General features: G+C 58.1%; 18 protein-coding genes and 3 pseudogenes. 12 read left to right on the top strand and 9 right to left on the bottom strand.

The window, feature by feature from the left end; all coding sequences use genetic code 11:
• The first annotated feature begins 3 nt into the window (after positions 1-3).
• The 6 genes and pseudogenes from ISN39_RS06290 to ISN39_RS36125 all read left to right on the top strand — a co-directional run bounded on the left by ISN39_RS06290 (position 4) and on the right by ISN39_RS36125 (position 4659).
• On the top strand, positions 4-1251 hold the full coding sequence (locus ISN39_RS06290; RefSeq protein WP_194729474.1) for an NAD(P)/FAD-dependent oxidoreductase: 1248 nt from the start codon (positions 4-6) through the stop codon (positions 1249-1251).
• A gap of 690 nt (positions 1252-1941) precedes the next feature.
• Entirely contained in the window at positions 1942-2886 is a 945-nt protein-coding gene (locus ISN39_RS06295; RefSeq protein ID WP_194729475.1) for a nucleotidyltransferase and HEPN domain-containing protein, read from the top strand.
• Positions 2887-2901: 15 nt separating this feature from the next.
• Positions 2902-3207, top strand: a pseudogene (locus ISN39_RS36120) (DNA helicase); the annotation flags it as partial.
• Positions 3208-3391: 184 nt separating this feature from the next.
• A complete protein-coding gene (locus tag ISN39_RS06300; RefSeq protein WP_092587176.1) occupies positions 3392-3631 on the top strand; it encodes a hypothetical protein in 240 nt (79 codons plus the stop codon).
• A 221-nt stretch (positions 3632-3852) separates the two neighbouring features.
• Entirely contained in the window at positions 3853-4101 is a 249-nt protein-coding gene (locus ISN39_RS06305; protein WP_246763285.1) for a hypothetical protein, read from the top strand.
• Positions 4102-4659 carry a hypothetical protein gene (locus ISN39_RS36125; RefSeq protein ID WP_246763286.1) on the top strand — a complete coding sequence of 186 codons (558 nt, stop codon included), beginning with the start codon at positions 4102-4104 and terminating at the stop codon, positions 4657-4659.
• A gap of 277 nt (positions 4660-4936) precedes the next feature.
• On the opposite strand, the gene ISN39_RS06315 is transcribed toward ISN39_RS36125, so the two are convergent.
• Positions 4937-5152 carry a hypothetical protein gene (locus tag ISN39_RS06315; protein ID WP_194729476.1) on the bottom strand — a complete coding sequence of 72 codons (216 nt, stop codon included), beginning with the start codon at positions 5150-5152 and terminating at the stop codon, positions 4937-4939.
• A gap of 519 nt (positions 5153-5671) precedes the next feature.
• Between ISN39_RS06315 and ISN39_RS06320 the strand changes: the two genes are divergently transcribed.
• Positions 5672-7855, top strand: coding sequence for an adenylate/guanylate cyclase domain-containing protein (locus ISN39_RS06320; RefSeq protein WP_194729477.1), 2184 nt, complete (start codon positions 5672-5674; stop codon positions 7853-7855).
• On the opposite strand, the gene ISN39_RS06325 is transcribed toward ISN39_RS06320, so the two are convergent.
• The 4 genes and pseudogenes from ISN39_RS06325 to ISN39_RS06340 all read right to left on the bottom strand — a co-directional run bounded on the left by ISN39_RS06325 (position 7849) and on the right by ISN39_RS06340 (position 10285).
• Positions 7849-8358, bottom strand: a complete 510-nt coding sequence (locus ISN39_RS06325; protein WP_194729478.1) for a YHS domain-containing (seleno)protein — start codon at positions 8356-8358, stop codon at positions 7849-7851. The two genes, ISN39_RS06320 and ISN39_RS06325, sit on opposite strands and share 7 nt — an antisense overlap.
• A gap of 13 nt (positions 8359-8371) precedes the next feature.
• Positions 8372-8965 carry an ankyrin repeat domain-containing protein gene (locus ISN39_RS06330; RefSeq protein ID WP_194729479.1) on the bottom strand — a complete coding sequence of 198 codons (594 nt, stop codon included), beginning with the start codon at positions 8963-8965 and terminating at the stop codon, positions 8372-8374.
• A 132-nt stretch (positions 8966-9097) separates the two neighbouring features.
• The gene (locus ISN39_RS06335) at positions 9098-9559 is read right to left on the bottom strand and encodes a cupin domain-containing protein (protein WP_194729480.1); all 462 of its coding nucleotides are present in this window, start codon (positions 9557-9559) and stop codon (positions 9098-9100) included.
• A gap of 301 nt (positions 9560-9860) precedes the next feature.
• Positions 9861-10285: pseudogene (locus ISN39_RS06340) on the bottom strand (VOC family protein).
• Between the two features lie 81 nt (positions 10286-10366).
• Here ISN39_RS06340 and ISN39_RS06345 point away from each other — a divergent pair.
• Entirely contained in the window at positions 10367-10915 is a 549-nt protein-coding gene (locus tag ISN39_RS06345) for a TetR family transcriptional regulator (RefSeq protein ID WP_194729481.1), read from the top strand.
• Positions 10916-10987: 72 nt separating this feature from the next.
• Here the strand turns inward: ISN39_RS06345 and ISN39_RS06350 are convergent, their stop codons facing one another.
• Both ISN39_RS06350 and ISN39_RS06355 read right to left on the bottom strand, forming a co-directional pair.
• On the bottom strand, positions 10988-11407 hold the full coding sequence (locus ISN39_RS06350) for a GNAT family N-acetyltransferase (RefSeq protein ID WP_194729482.1): 420 nt from the start codon (positions 11405-11407) through the stop codon (positions 10988-10990).
• Positions 11408-11560: 153 nt separating this feature from the next.
• Positions 11561-12454, bottom strand: a complete 894-nt coding sequence (locus tag ISN39_RS06355) for a LysR family transcriptional regulator (protein ID WP_194729483.1) — start codon at positions 12452-12454, stop codon at positions 11561-11563.
• Positions 12455-12553: 99 nt separating this feature from the next.
• Between ISN39_RS06355 and ISN39_RS06360 the strand changes: the two genes are divergently transcribed.
• Entirely contained in the window at positions 12554-12958 is a 405-nt protein-coding gene (locus ISN39_RS06360; protein ID WP_194729484.1) for a cupin domain-containing protein, read from the top strand.
• A gap of 293 nt (positions 12959-13251) precedes the next feature.
• Here ISN39_RS06360 and ISN39_RS06365 read toward each other — a convergent pair whose 3' ends face one another.
• Positions 13252-13770, bottom strand: a complete 519-nt coding sequence (locus ISN39_RS06365; RefSeq protein ID WP_194729485.1) for a GNAT family N-acetyltransferase — start codon at positions 13768-13770, stop codon at positions 13252-13254.
• Between the two features lie 242 nt (positions 13771-14012).
• Between ISN39_RS06365 and ISN39_RS06370 the strand changes: the two genes are divergently transcribed.
• The 3 genes from ISN39_RS06370 (at position 14013) to ISN39_RS06380 (ending at position 17232) form a co-directional block, all read left to right on the top strand.
• On the top strand, positions 14013-14228 hold the full coding sequence (locus ISN39_RS06370) for a hypothetical protein (RefSeq protein WP_194729486.1): 216 nt from the start codon (positions 14013-14015) through the stop codon (positions 14226-14228).
• 170 nt (positions 14229-14398) lie between these two features.
• Positions 14399-15187, top strand: a complete 789-nt coding sequence (locus ISN39_RS06375; RefSeq protein ID WP_194729487.1) for a GNAT family N-acetyltransferase — start codon at positions 14399-14401, stop codon at positions 15185-15187.
• Between the two features lie 257 nt (positions 15188-15444).
• The gene (locus ISN39_RS06380; RefSeq protein ID WP_194729488.1) at positions 15445-17232 is read left to right on the top strand and encodes a flagellin; all 1788 of its coding nucleotides are present in this window, start codon (positions 15445-15447) and stop codon (positions 17230-17232) included.
• A gap of 1375 nt (positions 17233-18607) precedes the next feature.
• Here ISN39_RS06380 and dinB read toward each other — a convergent pair.
• Positions 18608-19707: pseudogene (gene dinB, locus ISN39_RS06390) on the bottom strand (DNA polymerase IV).
• Positions 19708-19740: the final 33 nt, after the last annotated feature.

Genomic DNA, 19740 nt, shown 5'->3' on the forward strand with positions numbered 1-19740 from the left:
CGCATGGGCGAAGTTCTCGACGTAGTCGTGATTGGCGCTGGCTCGACTGGGCTCGGCATCAGCTACTTCCTGAAGCGCGAAGCCCGCGAACATAAGGTGCTTGATGGAGGTCGAATCGGTGAGACGTGGCGAACGCAGCGATGGGACTCGTTTCGACTGAACTCGCCGACTATCCGCTCCGTATTGCCCGGCGATGCCTATCGGGGACCGGACCCTTGGGGCGCGATAACCCACCACGAGTTCGTCTCTTACCTCGAAGACTATGCGGAGCGACACTGCTTGCCGGTAAGCACTCAAACCTCGGTGAAGGAGCTGACGCGAGAAAATGGGCTATTTCGGTTAACGACTGCTCCCGGCGTCCTTCTGGCACGCAACGTAGTGATCGCCACTGGCGACCAGAATCGACAGGTCCGGCCGCCGGAGTCGGCGGATTTGCCGGTCGAACTTCGCCAAGTGGACTCTTCGGCCTATCGCAACGCGGCCCAGCTTGAGCATGGCGCGGTGCTGGTCGTCGGCAGCGGTCAGTCGGGCGGCCAGATTGCTGAGGACCTGGCGCTGGCTGGACGCGTCGTGTTTCTGGCGACCAGCCGCAACGGCCGTTGGGTGCGGCGCTATCGCGGAGGCAACATACTTAATTGGCTGACGCTGTCCGGCTTTCTCGACGTCCCGCGCAAGGAACTCGTCCTCCCTTCCGGCAAGGTGCCGGCCCGCGCGCTTGTCGGTGCGACGCACACGATCAGCCTGCAATCGCTGAGCGCACAAGGCGTCGTGTTGCTCGGCCGCTTCCGAGGCGTGGAAAACGACAGTCTCGTTTTCGGCGATGAGCTCCACGCCAATATGCGATTTGCCGACGAAGTCTCCGCGAACACCAAGCGCCTCGTTGACGAGTACATTGAGCGCGCCGGCCTTGATGCGCCGCCAGCCGAGGGCGATCCAGCCGAGACGGTCGAACCGCGCATACCCGATCCTCTGATCCGTACCATGGACTGGAGGGCGTGCGGCATCAGGTCCGTGGTGTGGTGCACCGGCTTCACCGGCGACTTCACTTGGGTCCACCTCCCTGGCGCGCTCAATGCAGTCGGCCAGCCTGTCCATGCCGACGGCGTCGGTGCTGTTCCAGGCCTATATTTCGCCGGCCTCGATTTCGGATCGACGCGGAAATCAGGCACTATACCGGCTCTCGCAGAGGAGTCGGCTCGTCTCGTGGAGCGACTCGTCAAAGGCGGAGCCACCCACCGCCTGAAGGATTAAAAGAGGTTTATCAGCGATGGTCCGGCATGACAGAGCAGCCTTGCTGTGCTCAACCGCCTATGACGCCGCGTGATTGCAATCCAAGCCGAAGCCGGATTGGGGGTCTTCTCCGGCGCGCTGCAGCAAGCGAGGTCCGTGGGTCGCGACACACTGCTGAGATTGATGCAAGGACTGAACAGGGAGGTTTGCGCTGTCGAACCGTTCACGGATTTCCGCTTGAAGAGGATCGATGACCAGCAAGCATGTCCCATCGACACGCCGGCGAACAGGCCGAGCGTTGACGCTAGTAGCCTCTTCATTTCTGTTCCCTTTTTGGCGGCGCGCCGTTGAACGAGGCTGGATCGCCGCGCATTCCAGCTTCGCCTCATCGTCAAATGCGCGGGCGGCGCGGACGAAACTCCCCCACTCAGCTCCAGCGCTCCGGCGGGTAAAAATGCGGGGCAGAAAAGTCATTGGAGCCGACGGACGGTCCGAGAAAACTCTCGTGGACCGGAGAGCGACAGCCGTCACCACAATTCCGATTCCGAGACCAGCGGACGTGCTCTAGCTTCAGCTTGCCCCCTGGAAAAGACAAGGGAGATCATCCCGCTCCACCGTAGCCGCAGGAGATTGCGCCACCTTGCAAGTCGCTGCGGTTCCTAGAGTTTCCAGTAGTAGACGGCGAATCGTCTTTGGCCTATCGATGAACCCATGCGATCGTCCTTGGAACATCTGCCGGAAGAAAAGCAGCGCGAGCTTGCCCGCGTCGTTGCGATCATCCATGAGGAGTTCGCCGATGCGCTTGCTGGCACGTCTGCCGCATTCAAGAAGCGCGGCCGGATCTTGAAGATCATCCTGTTTGGCTCGTATGGGCGCGGCACCTGGGTCGACGAGCCGCACACGATGAAGGGTTATCGCTCCGACTACGATATCCTGGTGCTGGTCAATTCCAAGCAGCTGGCGGAACCGCAAATATGGGACAAGACGACCGACCGGCTGATGTGGGATAAGGACGTGAAGACACCGGTCGGGCTCATAGTCCATGGCGCCAGGGAGGTGAACAACTTCCTGGCCGACGGCCAGTATTTCTTCGTCGACATCCTGCGCGAGGGCATCGTGCTCTACGAGCTCGACGACCGGCCGCTCGCTGAACCGAGAAAGCTCTCCGCAGTCGATGCGTATAGGGTGGCGAAGGAGCACTTCGAAAGGCGCTACCCCGAGGCTCAGTTAACCCTTCGGACCGCGCAATGGCAGGTCAGCCAAATTGGTGAAGCGACTGAATGGGCACGTCTGGCAGCGTTTAGCCTGCACCAAGCAAATGAGCATGCATTTGCGACGGCGCTCCTGACGCTGACGAATTACAGCCCGCCATCGCACAATTTGAAGTTCCTGAGGGGACTGGCTGAAGATCAGGACCGCCGCTTGATCGACGCTTGGCCACGTGACCAGCACCGCTATACCGCCTGGTACAACATCCTCAACGAAGCCTATGTGAAAGCGCGCTACTCGAGGCACTTCGAGGTCACAGAGGAGGCACTCGGCTGGCTGCTCGAGCGAACGGAGCAGCTCCACCAGATTGTCGCGGCGATTTGTAACGAGCGTCTTTCAGAACTGGAGCAGGCAAGCGCTGCCAACTGGCGACCAAACCTGCAATAAGAAGGTCGGCATCCCATTCGAAACTGACCCCCGTTGGATGAAGGCTCTCACGGCTTGGCGAAATTCTGGAAATCGTGACGTCGGATGAAATCAGCGCGGAATACATCATTCGCTATTTGTCGGGGTCGAGGCCAGGAAACGGTCGCCGTTATCGACTATCTGCAGATACTCGACCAACAGCGAAGCAAGCCCGCACTTTCGGACCAGGTCCTCGCTCTTGGAGATTTCGCCAGAAAAACTGGTGTTGTCCGCGGGTTCATCTCACAGATTGATTGGTCGTTTGATCCAGAGAGCAAACGCGTGCCGGATATCTGGGACATTCTTCTATGGTAGCCGAAGCTTATGGCGGAAAAATAATGGGACGGCGTATCAATCCGAAATACCGCTCGGTCGTCTACCATATACCATCGACCTGATATCAGACGGCGTGACACCCTCAACTCGCTGGCTGCAAATAACAGATAAGCGGAGACTGAGTGTGGGCCGAAAGGAAGCAAATCAATTGATGGACGAGGACAAGCCTGAACTGACTGCCCTTTTTAAGGCGGTGGCCGAAAGCCCAAAGCGCGACAACAGCGCCTATCACAAGGCACTTGCCGAGGCTCGCCAGGCTTTCGAAGCCGCCGAGCTGGCATTAGGCGGAGCGTTTCGCGTGCAGACGAAGACCAAGATGAAGCGCAACGGCGATTACGTCGTGAAATGGACTTTCAAGCGGCATACTGGCGAAAAGCCGAAATCGCGATGATCCCCGTGGTGGATGATGGCAATCGTCTTCCGCGATGCTTCCGACACTCATCCGGCTTCGATGTCGCGGAGGTTATCTGCGTGGCGGTCGGCACGGCTGCCACGGGATTGTAAACTGACGAACGCAGGCCTTCGGCGTCGCTCCTCGAACATCTGCACCGTCGACTCCGCTCATTTCGTAACCGCGCATTTACCAGCTTCCTATCTGAGCGCAGCGTCATCTTGGAAGCGACGGTTGTTTTTCGTACAACGATTCCACTAACAGGGGTTGTGTTCGTGATCTTCGTTGCTGTTGGACTTCTTATTGCTCATGTTGTTTTGATCGCCACTGGGTTTGGTCTTCGTAATAGCGAGGAACAATGGGTGCTCGGCCTGATGTTCGGCTGGTATGGTTTCGCCATGCTTGGCTCCATTGGTACGATATGGGTTCACTATAGGAAATCCACCCGGCGCGTGGAGCCGTCTTGCTAGATGCAGCGCCATCCAGCTTCGAAGCCAAGCGGCGCGGCGTTCGTGCTCTTCGAGACGCAGTATCTCAAAGCCAATATTCGCGCAGCACTGGCCGAAGCGACGCTCAGTCCGTGGCAGCGTAGCTTTCTCTCGGACGTGCTTCACAGGCTGGAGAGATACGGTGGCGGGACGCGCCTGAGCGACAAACAACTGCTGAAACTGAATCAAATTCTCGGACGTGGTGACATGCGGCGTCAAAAAGTGATGACGACGTCCCACGCGACCCCGTACCCACGCCAGTCGCGACACCGGAAAATACACGTCGTCTTCAGCGGGCGCGAAGCCTTCGACGACGCCGCGGACGATCGCTATTGCTTCCGGCGACGCGAACGTAGTGGCGTCCGACCCGGTGAACTATATTTCGGTCAGCGTCGAAACCACGGCGCCTCTCACGTCGGAACCGTCGTCGATTTCCGCGCAGCCGGCGATGTTGTCAAACAGGTTGTCGTCGCCGATCGCGGAGTACAGCACGTCGCACGCGACGCGGGCCGGGATCGGAGCGGACATCACCCGCGCTAGCCGTTCCGCCTGCTCGGCGGTCTTCGGTAGGCTCCAGGTCCCCATGGCTATGCTCCCCTCGCTGACTGGAAGCATAAGAGCCTGCGGGAACGCATTCCGCAACAACCGCCGATTGGGTGCTTGCCGACCGGACCGTCAGATGGCCGCTGCGAGCGCGCTCGTCAGGCGCTTCTCGATGATCTCCTCCCTGATATGCCTCAGGGCGGTCTCGATATGGGAATCGTCCAGATCGCCGTTTTCGCGGGAATAGAGCCAATGCGGGCTGCGGCCATCGTATTCAAGCGCGCTGGACGTCGCTGTGGTGTCGCGGGTGATCGTCGTTGCTTCGATCGATATTGACCGTCAGAACGAGGTCCCACATGTCGCGCATGTCGACATTGTCGAGGTCGATAGGCTTGCTCCAGATGAAGTTTCGGCCGGTTTCATCGATCTGCCGGACGATTTCGTGGATGTCCTCCGAGAGGCTCTCGTAGACGTGCCTTGGCATGCGCATTTTCGTGTCTCCTTGGGTTGACCCCAGGCTATCGGAGCAGGACGAAAGCAACAAAATGCGTCGGATGCCACCGAGAGGCTTGTGGGCGGCTGAACTTCTGCTCAGCGAGTGACGTGTTCATGGATCGGCAATACCACCGTCGCTCCAGGCGCGTCAGCCAGTTGAAGCAGGCACTCTCAACAACCATTGGGTATGAAAACTATCCACGCGTATAATGTCCTCTGCAGCCGCCTTGTCTTAGACTCGAAGCGATCCTTAAACGGGGAGCGGTCATGATGGTATACCCATACTTGTCCCCCACGCGTCCTCGGCATCCAACACCAGGAAATCCAGTGTGTTGGTCGCGGATCCGGAAATCGACGTTTTTCTCCTCTTGTTGCACGTCTCCTTTCTGAGGGGGACTGGCGGTTCGGCTGATGCAGCCGCGGGCTGCGAGCCGTACGAGATTGGCAACGCCTGCGCGCCTTCGAGGTGGTAAAATAAACAGCTCTCTTACGACATCGAAAGGGGGGCGGAGATATGGAGAGGCGGCTCACCGCGATACTTTCTGCCGATGTGGTCGGCTATAGCCGCCTCATGGGAGAGGATGAGGCCGGCACGCTGGAGCGGCTGAAGGCCTGCCGCCGGGAGTTGGTCGATCCCACGTTCGCGGAGTTCCACGGGCGCACCATCAAGCTCATGGGCGATGGTGTGCTGGTTGAGTTCGCGAGCGTGGTAGACGCCGTCCAGTGTGCCGCAATGATCCAGCGGGAAATGGCAGGCCGCGATCAAGGCGTATCCGAGACAAAGCGAATTCAGTTCCGGGTCGGCGTCAATCTCGGCGACATCATTGTCGAAGGGGATGACATCTACGGCGACGGCGTCAACATAGCGGCGCGCCTGCAGGGTATCGCCCCGCCAGGGGGAATCTGCATATCCGGCACTGCGTTCGATCACGCCGCCCACAAAGCCGACGTCGGGTTTTCAGCCCTCGGTGAGCAGCACCTGAAGAACATGGCCGATCCGGTTCGCGTGTATCGCGTTCTGCTCGACCCCTCCGAGGCGGGCAAGATTGTCGCCGCCCCCGCCCGCCGGGCCGGACGGCGGGCTATCGTCCTGGCAACGCTCGCAGCGCTGATGATCGCGATCACCGCGATTGTGGTGGCATGGCAATGGCCGTTTGCGCAGCAACGTCCATCTATCGCGGTACTTCCTTTCGCCAATTTGAGCGGCGACCCCCGCCAGGATTATTTCACCGATGGAATCACCGACGATCTGATCACCGATCTTGCCAAGCTTTCGGACCTTGACGTCATCTCTCAGAATTCGGTGTTTGCCTACAAAGGCAAGCCCCGCGTTCTGGCAGACATCAAACGCGATCTCGGTGTCCAGTTTGTCGTTGAGGGCAGCGTGCGGCGGACCGGCGGTCAAATCCGCGTCAACGCGCAACTGATCGATGCGGCAAGTGGCGACCATCTGTGGGCCAACCGATTTGCCCGCGGCGGGGCGGGTGTGTTTGCCGTGCAAGACGAGATGAGCCGCCAGATCGCCGAAGCGCTCGGCCTTGAACTCACTCAGTCCGAGGCCGAGCGGATTGCCCGGCCGCCGACAGCAAATCTCGAAGCATACGACTACTATCTGCGTGCCGAACAGGCGACGCGGACCGGCCGCCGTTCCCGGATGCTCGAGGCCCTGGCGCTATTTGATAAGGCGCAGGCCCTCGACCCCGGTTTTGCGGAGGCCTTCGCGGCGGACGCGCACGCTACCGCCTATGTCTGGCGAAGCGCCTACGACGACGTTCTACAGAGCGCGTTGGCGCGAAAAAGGGCCTACGCCAAGGCGAGTCGCGCCCTGGCCCTCGACCCCGATCTTCCATCGCCGTACGCCGTTCTTGCCGTCATGCAGGTCGTGGACCGCCGTTACGGGCAGGCGGTCGCCTCGGCGCAGAAGGCTGTGTCGCTCGGACCCGCCGATGCCGAAGCTCATATGGCGTTCGCATACGTTCAATTGATCTCCGGTAATCATGCCGAAGCCGCTGCGGCCGTCGAGACGGCGCTCAGGCACGATCCGAATCTCTCCGCCATCGACAGGTACACTGCCGGCCTCGTCTACTATCTTCAGCGCGACTACGCGAAGGCTATCGACAGTTTCGAACGCGCGCGCGACGGTTCGCCGGGGAACGGCGAATTCGTCACCCCCCTCGCCATGGCCTATGTCCGTGCCGGCCGCCTCGATGACGCGCGCGCGGCTGTCGCCGAGGGACTCCGCCTTCTCGCGGGACGCGATTGCCTAGCGGGGTGGCGGATCAGCCACGCGCATTTCCGCAAGCGGGATTTGGCGTTTATCCTCGATGGCCTGCGCGAGGCCGGCCTGCCGGAATGGCCGCACGGTTTCAAGGGCGACGAGCGTGACCGGCTGAACGGTTACGAGATCGCCCGCACCGTCATGGGCAAACTCCTGCGGGGCAGGACCCATCCTTCTGGAAACCCCGCACTCATGCAAATCGGCCTCGATGGCAAGGCGGCATTCCGCTCGGCGACGCAGTTGATGACCGAAATTGTTTTCGTCAATGGCGACATGTTCTGCGAACAGAGTGAAAACGCATTTGGTAGAGCCGATTGCGGCCCCGTCTATAGACGTGCGAACTCGACAGATGAAACCAGGTACGCTTACGTGAACTCGACCAAGGTCTTCTATTTTTCGCCACATCCTGCGGGTCAGTGATACTGATCCAGCTCGAGATCGGCTGCGACCTTCGGCCAGTTCTCATCCGCCTTCGCCACGGCTTCCGCCGCATGGGCGGCGAACGACTCCGCCGATCCCTTGTCGTAGATCAGATAAAGCTTGCCGTCGATGATCTTGAATGCTTCCGGATCGGTGTTGACCGTGACCGATCCGAGAGCCACCTCGCCCGCGCAGTATCCGCCATACTGAGGCGCATATTTGAGCGGCTCGCTGATGAACATTTCGCGGTGTTTGGCATTGGCGAAATGCCACGGCGTCCCCAGCCATTCGTAGGAGAATTTCTCTGATCCCTTCGTCGCTTTGCCTTCCGTGAAGTAGGCGACCGTGTCGTATCCCATGATAGCCACGCCGCCGAAGTAACCCGTGTTTACCGAGTCGTCGGCGAAAGCCGGCGTTCCACCGACAGCCACTGCCACAGCCATGACGGTCCCCGCCACAGAGCGACCAATGCCTCGTGCGCTGCTTCTGGTCATTACATCCATCTGAGCCTCCTGTTCAATCTTGAATTTCCATGCACTTCGCGTACCCCTTGTCGCCGATGAGGCTGGCCGGAGGGCAGGTCGCGCCGTGCCGCTTGAACAGCCGGATGATGTCTGTGTTGCCCTTCCAGAATGCCCTCGTGATCGGGGTGTAGCCGTGAACCTCGGCGTGACCGACATCGGCTCCCTTGGCGAGCAGAAACTCGGCGAGGGCTGCGTGGTTTTCCTCACCGGCCACCATCAGCGGCGTCACACCCGCCTTATTGGCCGCGTCGTCAAGCGTCGCACCATGGTGGAGCAGCAGCTTGCTGATCGGCAAGCTGCCGGAAAAGGCCGCGGCATGAAGCGGCGTAAACCCGCCCGCGTTGCGCGCCATGACGTCAGCATCTTTGCCGATCAGCAATTCCACCATGGCGAGCTGGTCTGCGAGGGCGGCGTTCATGAGAGGCGTTGCCTGGTCGCGGGCCCGACTGTCTACATCGGCACCAGCGGCCAGAGCCTGCTCGACGGCGGCGGTGTCTCCGGCCGCAACGGCATCGAACAAGGGATCACCTGCGGCGGCCATTGTCGCCGCAAAAAACAACGCTACCGATGCAAGCAACCGGCTCATGACTCCACCCTGGATGTTTCTAGTTTAAAATAGCACAACCCGCCGACTTTGGGTAGGCATGTGCGCTGGTAAGTGGCGTTCGGCCGATCGCGGTCCTTCCGAGAAAAGGCGCGCTGCCGCGGTTCTGGAATGCTACTCGACGGCAATGGAGCTGGGTTTGCCTTTCGCTCCGACCATCACGACCAGGAGTTTCGTGGGGACGCCGCCGTTGAAGGCTTGCATGGGGGTGTTCATCGGCTCCGCTACAGCCTCACCAGCCTTATAGGTCCGTGATACACCCCCAACCCGAGTTTCCAGCGTTCCTTCCAACACATGAGCGATGACCGGAACCGGATGTTGATGAAGGTTGCTGTGACCGTTCGGTTGGATTGTAATGACCATCGAGGTTATTTCGGGCGTATCAGTCTGGGGCAGGGTCAATGGTTGGTCAGTTGCTGTTGCCGTCGTCTTCAGTAGAATTTTCCCTTCAAAGCCCACGGCTTCGTGCGAGTGATCCTGGGCAAGTACGGTCGTCGGGAACGGCGTCAACCAAGCGCACCCCGCCGCAACAGCAACGCCCAAGGTGAGGGATAACGTGCGCATAATCGTGTTCATCGCTTCCTCCATCTAGTCGAGGAATATTAGGTAATCCGAAATCAACCTAAGAGCGATAACGATGGGTTGTCAAATCAACTTTTGGGAAATAGCGCACCTGCCGCGTCCACTGGGGACCGTACGGAAAAGTTCCGCCCAATTATAATGCGGCGGCCATTAGTGAGCGGCCGCAATGGGCGGCAATGAGCGTTCGGCCGGATCAGATGGACTTCAGCTTTTGGCGCATTCCGATCGCTGTTGGGCGCGAAGCCGCCAAGGTACCAAGGCCTTCTATCACCCCTTGGTCGGCTGGGACCTCAAACTATCGCGGGAGGGAACCAGCCTCGTACATCTCCCCGTACTGGTCGCTCGGGGGGATCGGCTTGATGATATCGATAAGGACCCCATTCGGGTCGGCTGTTATAAAATGCCTCTGGCCAAATTCCTCATCCCGAAGCTCAAGACGGATGGGCAGGCCCGCTTTCAACAGCCTCTGATATGATCCGTCTACGTCCTCAACCTCGAAATTGAGTAGCAACCCCGACGCTTTGCCTCGAGCCCCTTCTGGGATCGTGCTGTGACTGCCGTCGAGCACAGCCAGGGCCACATGTTCGCTGTCTTTGGACTGCAGATGAACATACAATCTGCTGAAAACTGCGCTTCGAAGCCAAAGTGTTCGATGTAGAAGGCTGCTGTCGCGGCGACGTCGTCCGTCATAATGACCGGGTAGTAGCTCGTTGTCTTCATGGCTTTCGCTCCTGATCAACATCAATTACATTCAATCTGCATGTTTATAGAAACATTCTGCCTGTATGTAAAGGAATGCCGATGGCACGCAACAATCGAGAACGGACAGATGCCACTCGGACAGCACTGCTGGATGCCGCCAGAGCCCTCTTCGTGGATAGAGGCTATGCCGAAACCGCGACTCCGAATATCGTCGCTGCAGCGAACGTGACGCGCGGCGCACTCTACCACCACTTCCCGGACAAGAAGGCGCTGTTCACCGCAGTGGTCGAAAGGGAAGGCGCTGCCGTAGCTTCCGAAATAGAGGAGCGGTCGTCGGCAACGTCCTCTGCGCGTGATGCAATCCTCGCTGGGGCGGCCGCATACTTCGACGCGATGGCCGTGCCAGGGCGGACCAGGCTTCTGCTGCTGCAGGCTCCGGCTCTCGTCAACGAGGATCAGGTCGAGAGCACTCTCAGGAGCGGGCTCTCGGCACTCTTGGCAACTTCAGGGTCGCTGGGCCTCGTCGACCCACTGACGGTCCTTCTTTCGGCCGCGTTCGACCGGGCGGCACTCGAAATTGATAGGGGCCGGAAGAGGTCGGACTACGAGGAGGCGATCGTAACGTTGATCGACGGCCTCGTGGATTGAACGTCCGCGTACGGCGCATTGCTGTCGAGACGTTCGTCTGCAGTCGGCCCAAAGCGGACTTTGCATAGAAGGCTAAAGCAACTTTCGCAAAAATATTCTCTGGTGTGTCTCGGGGGGATATCGTTCCAGCGTGCCGAACACAGAGTATCCTTGCTTTTCATAGAAGCCTGGAGCCTGAAAGCTGAATGTGTCAAGCCAAATCCCGACGCAGCTTTGTTGTTTGGCCCATTGCTCCGCCTGAGCCAGAAGCTTCGCCCCCAGTTGCTGGCCCCTCATAACTTCGGGCACAAAAAGCAGCTCGACGAACAGCCAGTCATAATAGCATTTCGCCCATAGGCCACCTTGGATTCCGCCCTCATCATCGCGCAGTAAAATTGCGAGCGGCTTGTAACCATCCTGTCCAGCCTTCGAATCATTAAACGCGAGCAGGGGATTTAGGATTGCCTGGCGGACATCTTCGTTAGGGTCGAGCTTCAATTCTAAAACAGGCATTTCGTATCTCCATTCAGCCATTTCCGCCTATGTGGCCGATGTAACAGACACGTGAATTTGTCGCCATACTCGGGAGACCACTTTTGGCGCTTTCCGGAAGAAGATGGTGCTCCCCTTTCGCCAGCGGGAGAAAGGTCCAACAGGGCAGAGTCCTCATCCCATCAATAGTGGTCTTAGCGTGTTGAGGTGATCCACGGTATAGTCGAAAAAGGCAATAATCCTTGGCGTTTTTCGTATGTCCGGATGGGTCAGCAGATACCACCCGCGGTTCAGCTCTTCGACCGGTGCGGAGAGTTGAACAAGGGTCTCATGCATGTTGGCGATCGTGGTAGGCAATGGAGAGATTCCGAGGCCAGCCATTACGGCATGGAGGACACCGAGAACACTGTTGTTCGTCGCGGCGGTCTCCGCATCGGGAGCTATCCGTCGGAGCCACTCTGCAGCACGATGGTTTGACAGCGCGCCTTCAAATCCGATGATTGTATGGTTGGCGATGTCATGGAGGCCATTCAACGTCCCATGGCGATGGACGTAGTCGCGACTGCCGTATACAGCCCAGACTGAGTCGCCGATCCTTCGTCCCACCAGCTTTTCATCTGCCTGTTCGCCTGATCGGAGAGCTACGTCTGCTTCGCCCTTGGACAGGTCGAGATAGCCGTCGCTCATCACAAATTCCACCCGGAGGCTGGGATAGAGTTCGTAGAAGTCACTCAGGAACTGCGAGTTGGAAATTCGTGACACGAGGGGCTCAGGGCAGGTTAGCCGAATGATGCCTTTTAGTTCGTTGGCGTAGGCCTTCGCCTGCCGTTCGATGGCGATCATCGCTTTCTCGGCGTCTTCTGCCAATGGCAGGAGTGCAAGGCCAAGTTCCGTTAGCTGGTATCCCGACGGATGTCTTCGGACGAGGCCATGCCCGATCCTCCCTTCCAGTTCGGCGACGCGGCGATGAACCGTCGACTGATTGACGCCCATCGCTCTTGCCGCCGACAGGGTGCTCCCGTGCCTGGCAACTGCGATGAAGTATCTGATGTCGTCCCAGCCGAGCATAGGTCCACTATGCGCTTTTGCGCGCAACCTTTGCAATGGTGCTGCTCCCGGCCGAACCGCCACTTCTCTAGTGTGGCGCAATTGGAAATGGAGGCAATCATGCAAGACATTAACGTACAGGATGCGATCTCGGCTCTTTTAGTCGGAGCAACGACATCCGCCGCGCCCACCGGAATGGCCAAGTTAAAGGTCCTTCACCGAGAGGCGACCCAGAGCCTTCCCCAACAGGAGGCGCAGGAAATAAGGGTACTCCTTGCGACGTTGGAGCCGGGTGATCGCACTCCATATCACTCTCATCGGTTTCCGGTAACGGTCTTTATGCTGAGCGGCGAATTCACGTTGGAACTCGATGGTCGAGACCCGGTCATCCTGCACGCGGGGAACGTCTTTGTTGAACCGTCCCTCGTTGCGATGACCGGACATAATCGGAGTGAAAGGCCCACGACAATGGCCCTGTTTTATGTCTCTGATCCCGACACGCCTTTCGCCGATGCGATCAGCTAGGCGGTCCCTGACTGGATTTGCGCGGAGCGGAAGAGAGCTATCTTCCGCTACCGGCCAGAGCTGCCCTGTCTTTGGAATTGCTCGGAGATGGCAATAGGATAGTCCCGACGACGGTTCTTGAGCGAGTGACGCCAATCCTCCGACTTCAGCAAGACCACCTGTCGGTCGTCATTATTGGCCAACCATAGGACTGTATAGCGTTGCAACTTCAAGCTAGCGCGTCTTGGCACATACTCGTTTGGGCTGGCTTGAGGCCAATGCCGCTTTCGGCCCTCTGCGGACATCAGCTTTCGTTATCCCGTTGTCGCTCTGTCTTTGGGAGACCAGCCTTCCCTTGTGGTGACATAGACGAGATTTTTTTGGGCGTTTTCAGATACCCGAGGGATTGCACCGATTCTTTTTGCGACGGCGATGGAGGCATAATTTTCAGGATGAATGATGTGGACTGCTTCCATCCAACCAAGCTCTTCAAACGCCCAAATTAAGCAGCGAGTTGCCGCCTCAGTGGCGTATCCTTTGCCCCAAACGTCGCGACTGAACGCCCAGCCAATCTCAGGGCCTACCCATCCGGGAGGGAACCACGCGCCCGCGCGGCCTATCCAACGACCCGTCGCCTTCTCGATTACCGAGAAATTGCTATACCCCTGAACGCTCCAAGCCCCTGCGAAAAGGCATAGATTGCGCCACGCACCTGTAGCATCTTGCGGGCCGCCGATGAATCTAGTGACCTCAGCGTCGGAGAGAAACACGGTCCAAGCAGGGAGATCAACCGCGCTGGGATGCCGCAACAGAAGACGCTCTGTTTCTATCATTTTGTCGCCTTTGGGAGTTGCCGTGAACCACCGCATACCGCCGCTACAAGACATAACGATGACCGCTCATGGCGCATAGTTGCCACGCCTCTCCAAGGTTGGTGGCATTGATCCTAACCAAACTTTCGTCGCATGTCGGCCTCCACCTCCGGTAAAGGTTCTTGGAGCGGCTCTGTTACGATTTACTCACCTTAAAGCAGCTTCCAAATTGATGCGTTGCGCGGAAGTTGTAGTCTCGTGTCATGATTAGCAACCTGCTCTTCGTCGCAGCCGCTGTGACGTTATCTGTTGTGCTCTGGCTGATGCTTCCGGCCATCGGGAGCCGATACGTCCACCCGCCGAGCCTGTCGCCCGACGAGATCGCGGCCGGATATCTGCGCCATATCCCCACCGGATCGAAAATCACGGGGTCGCGAAAGAAGTGGTCTGTGAACGACAAGACTGCAATCGCAGCGTGACGCGACACGAGCCAGTGAATCTGCTAGGCTTAGATGTTCCTTTGGTTCGAATGGGAGCGCGTGAATGCGCGGACCGCTGGACCCCGACTGAATGCAGCAAGCATGTGCGCGCGCCGTGGACCGTCCGGCTGTCGGTATCAGGCGGCCGACCAGGATCAATGCGAGGGGCGATGAACTACTACGGCACTGAGAAACAGCAACGTCTCCAGCGGCAAAGTGACGAGGCGCAGTCGATGATTGCGGCGACGCCCGGCCTTGTGCAGGCGGGAAGGTTCTTCTCCGTCGATGACATCGACCGCATCGACTGGGCTTTTGTCGAAGACCGCCTCGCGAGCGACGGTGTGTTCGGATTTCGCATGATGCCGACCACTCGGATCGAGGAAATCCGCGAGCAGCTGGGATCGTCCTATCGGCTCGACATGTGGAGCGTCTTTAGCGCCGATCGAGACACGGCAATCGCCGCCTGCACGTCAATTTTGGAAGCTGATCTGCCCGATGGCCTGACACACGTCGACCTGACCGATCACTCCCCAGACGAGGCGATCAGGCTTATTCAAACCTGCATGGCTGAAAATGGCATCGCGCCGTTCTCCGGCGCGATGCTGATCGGCAAGGTGGTGCCCGCAGCCACGATCGCGTTCGCCGATGTCGATGGCCACATCGCCGCAACGGCACATGCGAACATGGCCTTCAATTCCCACAGCAGACATCGAAGCACCGCGTGGGTGGGGCTGATCACGGTGGCGGCGCAGCGGCGTGGACGCGGCCTCGGCCGCTCTATCAACGCGCTGGCGATCATGGCGGCGGTCGAAGGCCTGGGCGCAAACGCAGTCGTCGAGTTCGTGCACGCCGACAACACGGTTTCGCGCCGTATGGTCGAATCATGCGGCCTACGTCTCGACCCGGCGCTCGTCTGTGGCCTTGCAGTGCCGACAGTTGACGCGCGCTTTACAACATAGCCAGCGGCATCGCGGCTGGGGTTCCTCGCCCGTGGACGAGAAGAGATGGCGGCGTGACGCGACACAAGCTGGCGAATCTGCGCAGTGTTCCTTCCATCCGCCTACAGCACAAGATATTCCGCGAGTGAAGCAATTTACGGCTGAATTTCGTTAGACTTTAATAACCATTTCTGTTGAATTTTTACATCCAGAAGATGCATGATGCGTCGATTCGTTTCGCCTCCTCGACGCTATCAGTTTCATTTTCAGGATCATTGATGTCCTCCATCAATACGAATTATGCCGCCATCGCTGCCCTCCAGTCGCTGCGCTCCGTTAACTCCGACTTGCAGGCCGCCAACACAAGGATTTCTTCCGGACTGAGAATTCAAACTGCTGCTGACAACGCGGCGTATTGGTCAATTGCAACAACCATGCGGTCCGACAAGTCGGCTGTCTCTGTGGTCAGGGATGTGCTCGATGTTGGTATGAGCGTAGTTGACGTGGCGTATGAGGCAATGTCGCAAACGACATGGGTATTGTCCGACATCCGGGCCAAGCTCGTGACTGCGACGGAGGCCGGAGTCGATAAGTCGAAAATCCAGGACGAGATTTCGCAACTCGCCGCGTCAACTCAAAGTATCGCGGCCTCGGCCTCGTTCAATGGGGTGAACTTTCTCGACACAGATATACACGATCTCTACGAGGCGATGCCGGCGGATCGATCTGCCAAGTTGCCATCGTCATTCATTAGAAACGCCGGCGGGTCTGTCATGGTCGGTATGACGTTGTTCGACCAAATCAACACCTCCCTTTTTAACAAGGAAGGCGACGGCATGTTACAGGGCGACCCGCGCAGTCCAAAGACGATCGGCGGCATTCGCCCCTACGGCGACCCTTACACGCCGGACATCATCAATGACTACTTGTCTTACTATACGCTGCCAGGCCTGCCGGCGATCAGTCACGAGAACCTTCCGTTTACCGTTATCTCGGGAACCGAGGCGCCGACTCCCATATCCTTCGGCGCAGGTGACAAGATTAGCTTCGACCTCACCATCGATGGAGACAACCTGGCCCAAGGTCTCGCGGCACCGCTTCACCCAGGGATTACCGCGACCGATATCACGATCGACTCTGCGATGGTGAGTTCGCTGGGCGGAGCGATCCACAACGCGACCGAGATGGCTCAAATGCTCAATGCCGCGTTTGCAGCGAAGGGCATTGGGTCATTGGTCTATGCGTCACCAGTGTGGCACGACCCATTGAACGCACCGCCTTATCCTGATCCCGTGCGATACACGATTTCGACCACTGAACAGTCACTCCTGAACGGCTCGCAGGTGCAGATCAGCAACTTCAGTTCGACCGTTGCCGCCGGGAGCCTGACCAATCTGAACACCTACGGATCGCTCGGTTCATCATTCACTCTGAATTTCACGCCATTCAAAATATACCGGGACGTCTCCATCGATTTCACGTTCGGGATCAACAGCGAGGCGACCGAAACCCATACGATCGATCGGAATACGGTGAACACCATCCTCGGGACGACGGATGGTTGGATAAACACGGCCGATGACATGGCCACTATTCTGAACGCGCTGATCACCCGGCCGAACACGATTATCGAAGCCAATGGCTCTTCGATTCTTGTAAGGTCCGATCCCTTGGATGATCGGTTGAATGGTGGCAGGACGCAGATTGGATTCACCAATATGACGGTGAATGTCGAACCGATCCCCATGAATGGTGTGATGGACATCGATATCGAAAAGTATCCGGACTCGGTAAATTCCTTCCTCTACAGCGTCGACGCCATGCTGGCGAGGGTAACCAATGGGACGGCGGCACTTGGCGTACTGAAGAACAGACTGGAGAAGCAGTCCGCTTTCGCGGAGACTTTGCTTGACAATCTGTCCTCCGGCATCGGTCGCCTCGTCGATGCCAACATGGAGGAGGAATCGTCCAGGCTGACTGCACTTCAGACGCAGCAGCAACTAGCAATTCAATCGCTTTCGATAGCCAATGGAACGCCGCAAGCCCTATTGAGCCTGTTTGCGTAACGATTCGTCACCTGCGCGCAGTCGGGCGTCCACGAGCGTCGCGATAAGGCTCTTGATGCCCCTCTGATACGTCAGGCTTCCTTGGGGGCCGGATCACATGCTGACCCTCTTCGACTCCTTGATGAAGGGCTATCCGATCAGCTCGTTTCTTTTCTGGAACGTTGCTCCGGAGAATGAGCTGCACTGGCAAATCTATAAGTTCTCGGAAAATTTCCGGTACGGAGAGGTCCACAATGAGAACGCAGACGTGTCCGGAGGGAAGCTAACGCTTATACTAGACGGGCAGCAGCGCCTTACATCTCTCCTGATCGGTCTACGCGGTTCATTCACAGTCAAAGCGAAACTAAGTGCTGGGATAGTCCAGACGCCTGGCAGAAGAAGAAGCTCTATCTCGACCTTCTTGTCGATCCGGCTCAGATTCCCAAGAACGAGGAGAGCGAGGACGACATAGAGCACGCATACGGTTTCGAGCTCTTCGAAAGTCCACCTCAATCCGGGCCGGCTAACTTGTGGATCAAGGTTGGCGAAACCCTGAACTACGGCGAGCGGAAAGCCTTCGCCGAGTTCGTGACGCGCTAGAATGCCGGAAACCAAAAACTGGACTGTCAAAGAGACGGTAAAACGGAATCTGGAACGCCTCTACCAGATGATCTGGGTCGAGAAGATCGTCAGTTATTACACCGAGGCAAACCAAGACTACGACAGAGTACTCGGGATTTTTATCAGGGCGAACGACGCCGGCCAAGCTCAGCAAGTCCGATCTGATGCTGTCCATGCTTTCGTCGAAATGGACGGACATCTCAGCTCGCGAGGAAATCTATAATTTCGTCGAGACGCTCAACGCCGCCACGATCTGAATGGATGGCAGCGGAAGTTCCTCACCGACATCCTGGCTCGCATTGATCGCAGCGGCGACAGGTTCGCTCTCACCGACAAGCAGTGGAGAAAGGTCTTTGTGCAGCCGAATTAGATGCCCGCCGACGCCGCGACCATGGTGCGGCTGAGTTGGTCTTCTCAGGTCCATGAGTTCTTAAATCGATTTTAAAATCTTGAATTCAAATTCTAATCGATTTTAATTATTCTGTTTAAAAATTCTTGTTGCGGTGCGAAAGAATTCCAACCTTAAATGGCTGGCGAAGTCTGCTGTTTGGAGGAACTTGGATGACCTTTACATTCCCGCTTACCGAGAATCGCAATGTCGAGGAACTGCTGAAACACCTGGCACAGCACAAACTCAGCTGTCCAGGGAACTGTGTCGTATCGGTGAAAACCCACGTCGCTCATGTATCGTCCATGCTTACGTTCGCGCTGGGTACTGCCCGTACCGCCTGGTAACGACGAAGGAGGCGGGCCAACGGCACTATGCTGAGATTTGTCACAGCTTCAGTGCCAGTTGCTCGAAACCCATGTCGGCCTGGTGCTCCAGCGAGGAGAGCGTCACACCGAGGAGGCGTATCCCTTTCCGGGTCGGAAAGACGGATTCCAGCAGGACGCAAACTGTCTCCTCGATTTCCTCTGCGGATCGGAACGTTCGACCAAGCGTCCTGGCGCGGGTGATCTGCGTGAAGTCGGCGTACTTGACCTTGAGTGTGACGGTCTTGCCCGTGATGCTGTTTGCCTCACAGTGACGCCAGACCTTAGCGACTAACGGCTTCAAACCGTCCACTGCTGGGTCGTAGGCGTGGATGTCCGCAGCGAAGGTGTCTTCCGCGCCGACGGATTTTCGCACCCGGTCTGGCTTGACCTGTCTTTCGTCGGTGCCGCGGGCGATGCCATAGAAGTACGGGCCGGACTTGCCGAAATGCCTGACCAGGAACTCGATGTCCTTCTCCCGCAGATCAGCTCCTGTTTCGATGCCAAGGCGGTGCATCTTCTCGGCGGTCGCCGGCCCGACGCCGTGGAATTTCTTGACGGGGAGACCCGCGACAAAGGCCGCTCCGTTTTTCGGCGTGATGACCGCCTGGCCGTTCGGCTTGTTCAGGTCGCTCGCCAGCTTGGCCAGGAACTTGTTGTACGAGATACCGGCAGAAGCGTTCAGCCCGGTTGCCGCCTTGATCTTCGCCCGGATTTCGAGGGCGATCTCGGACGCGATCTCCATTCCCTTCAAGTTCTCGGTCACGTCGAGGTAGGCTTCATCGAGAGACAGCGGCTCGACCAAAGGCGTGTATTCGGCGAAGATTTCCCTGATCTGGGCAGATACGGCCTTGTAGACGTCGAAGCGCGGCCTCACGAAGATCAGGTCGGGACATTTGCGCTTGGCCGTCACCGAAGGCATTGCTGAGTGGACGCCGAACTTGCGGGCCTCATAGCTTGCAGCCGCCACCACACCGCGTGCTTCCGAACCACCGACAGCGACGGGTCGACCGCAAAGCTCCGGGTTGTCGCGCTGCTCACAGAAGCGTAGAAGGCATCCATGTCGATATGGATGATCTTGCGCGGACGCTCAGTAGAACGGCTCTCGAGATGGTCACTCATGGGACATCCGCATCCGCGTCCGCGTCGAGGCAG

Source organism: Rhizobium sp. 007, from assembly GCF_015353075.1.
Classification (GTDB): domain Bacteria; phylum Pseudomonadota; class Alphaproteobacteria; order Rhizobiales; family Rhizobiaceae; genus Rhizobium.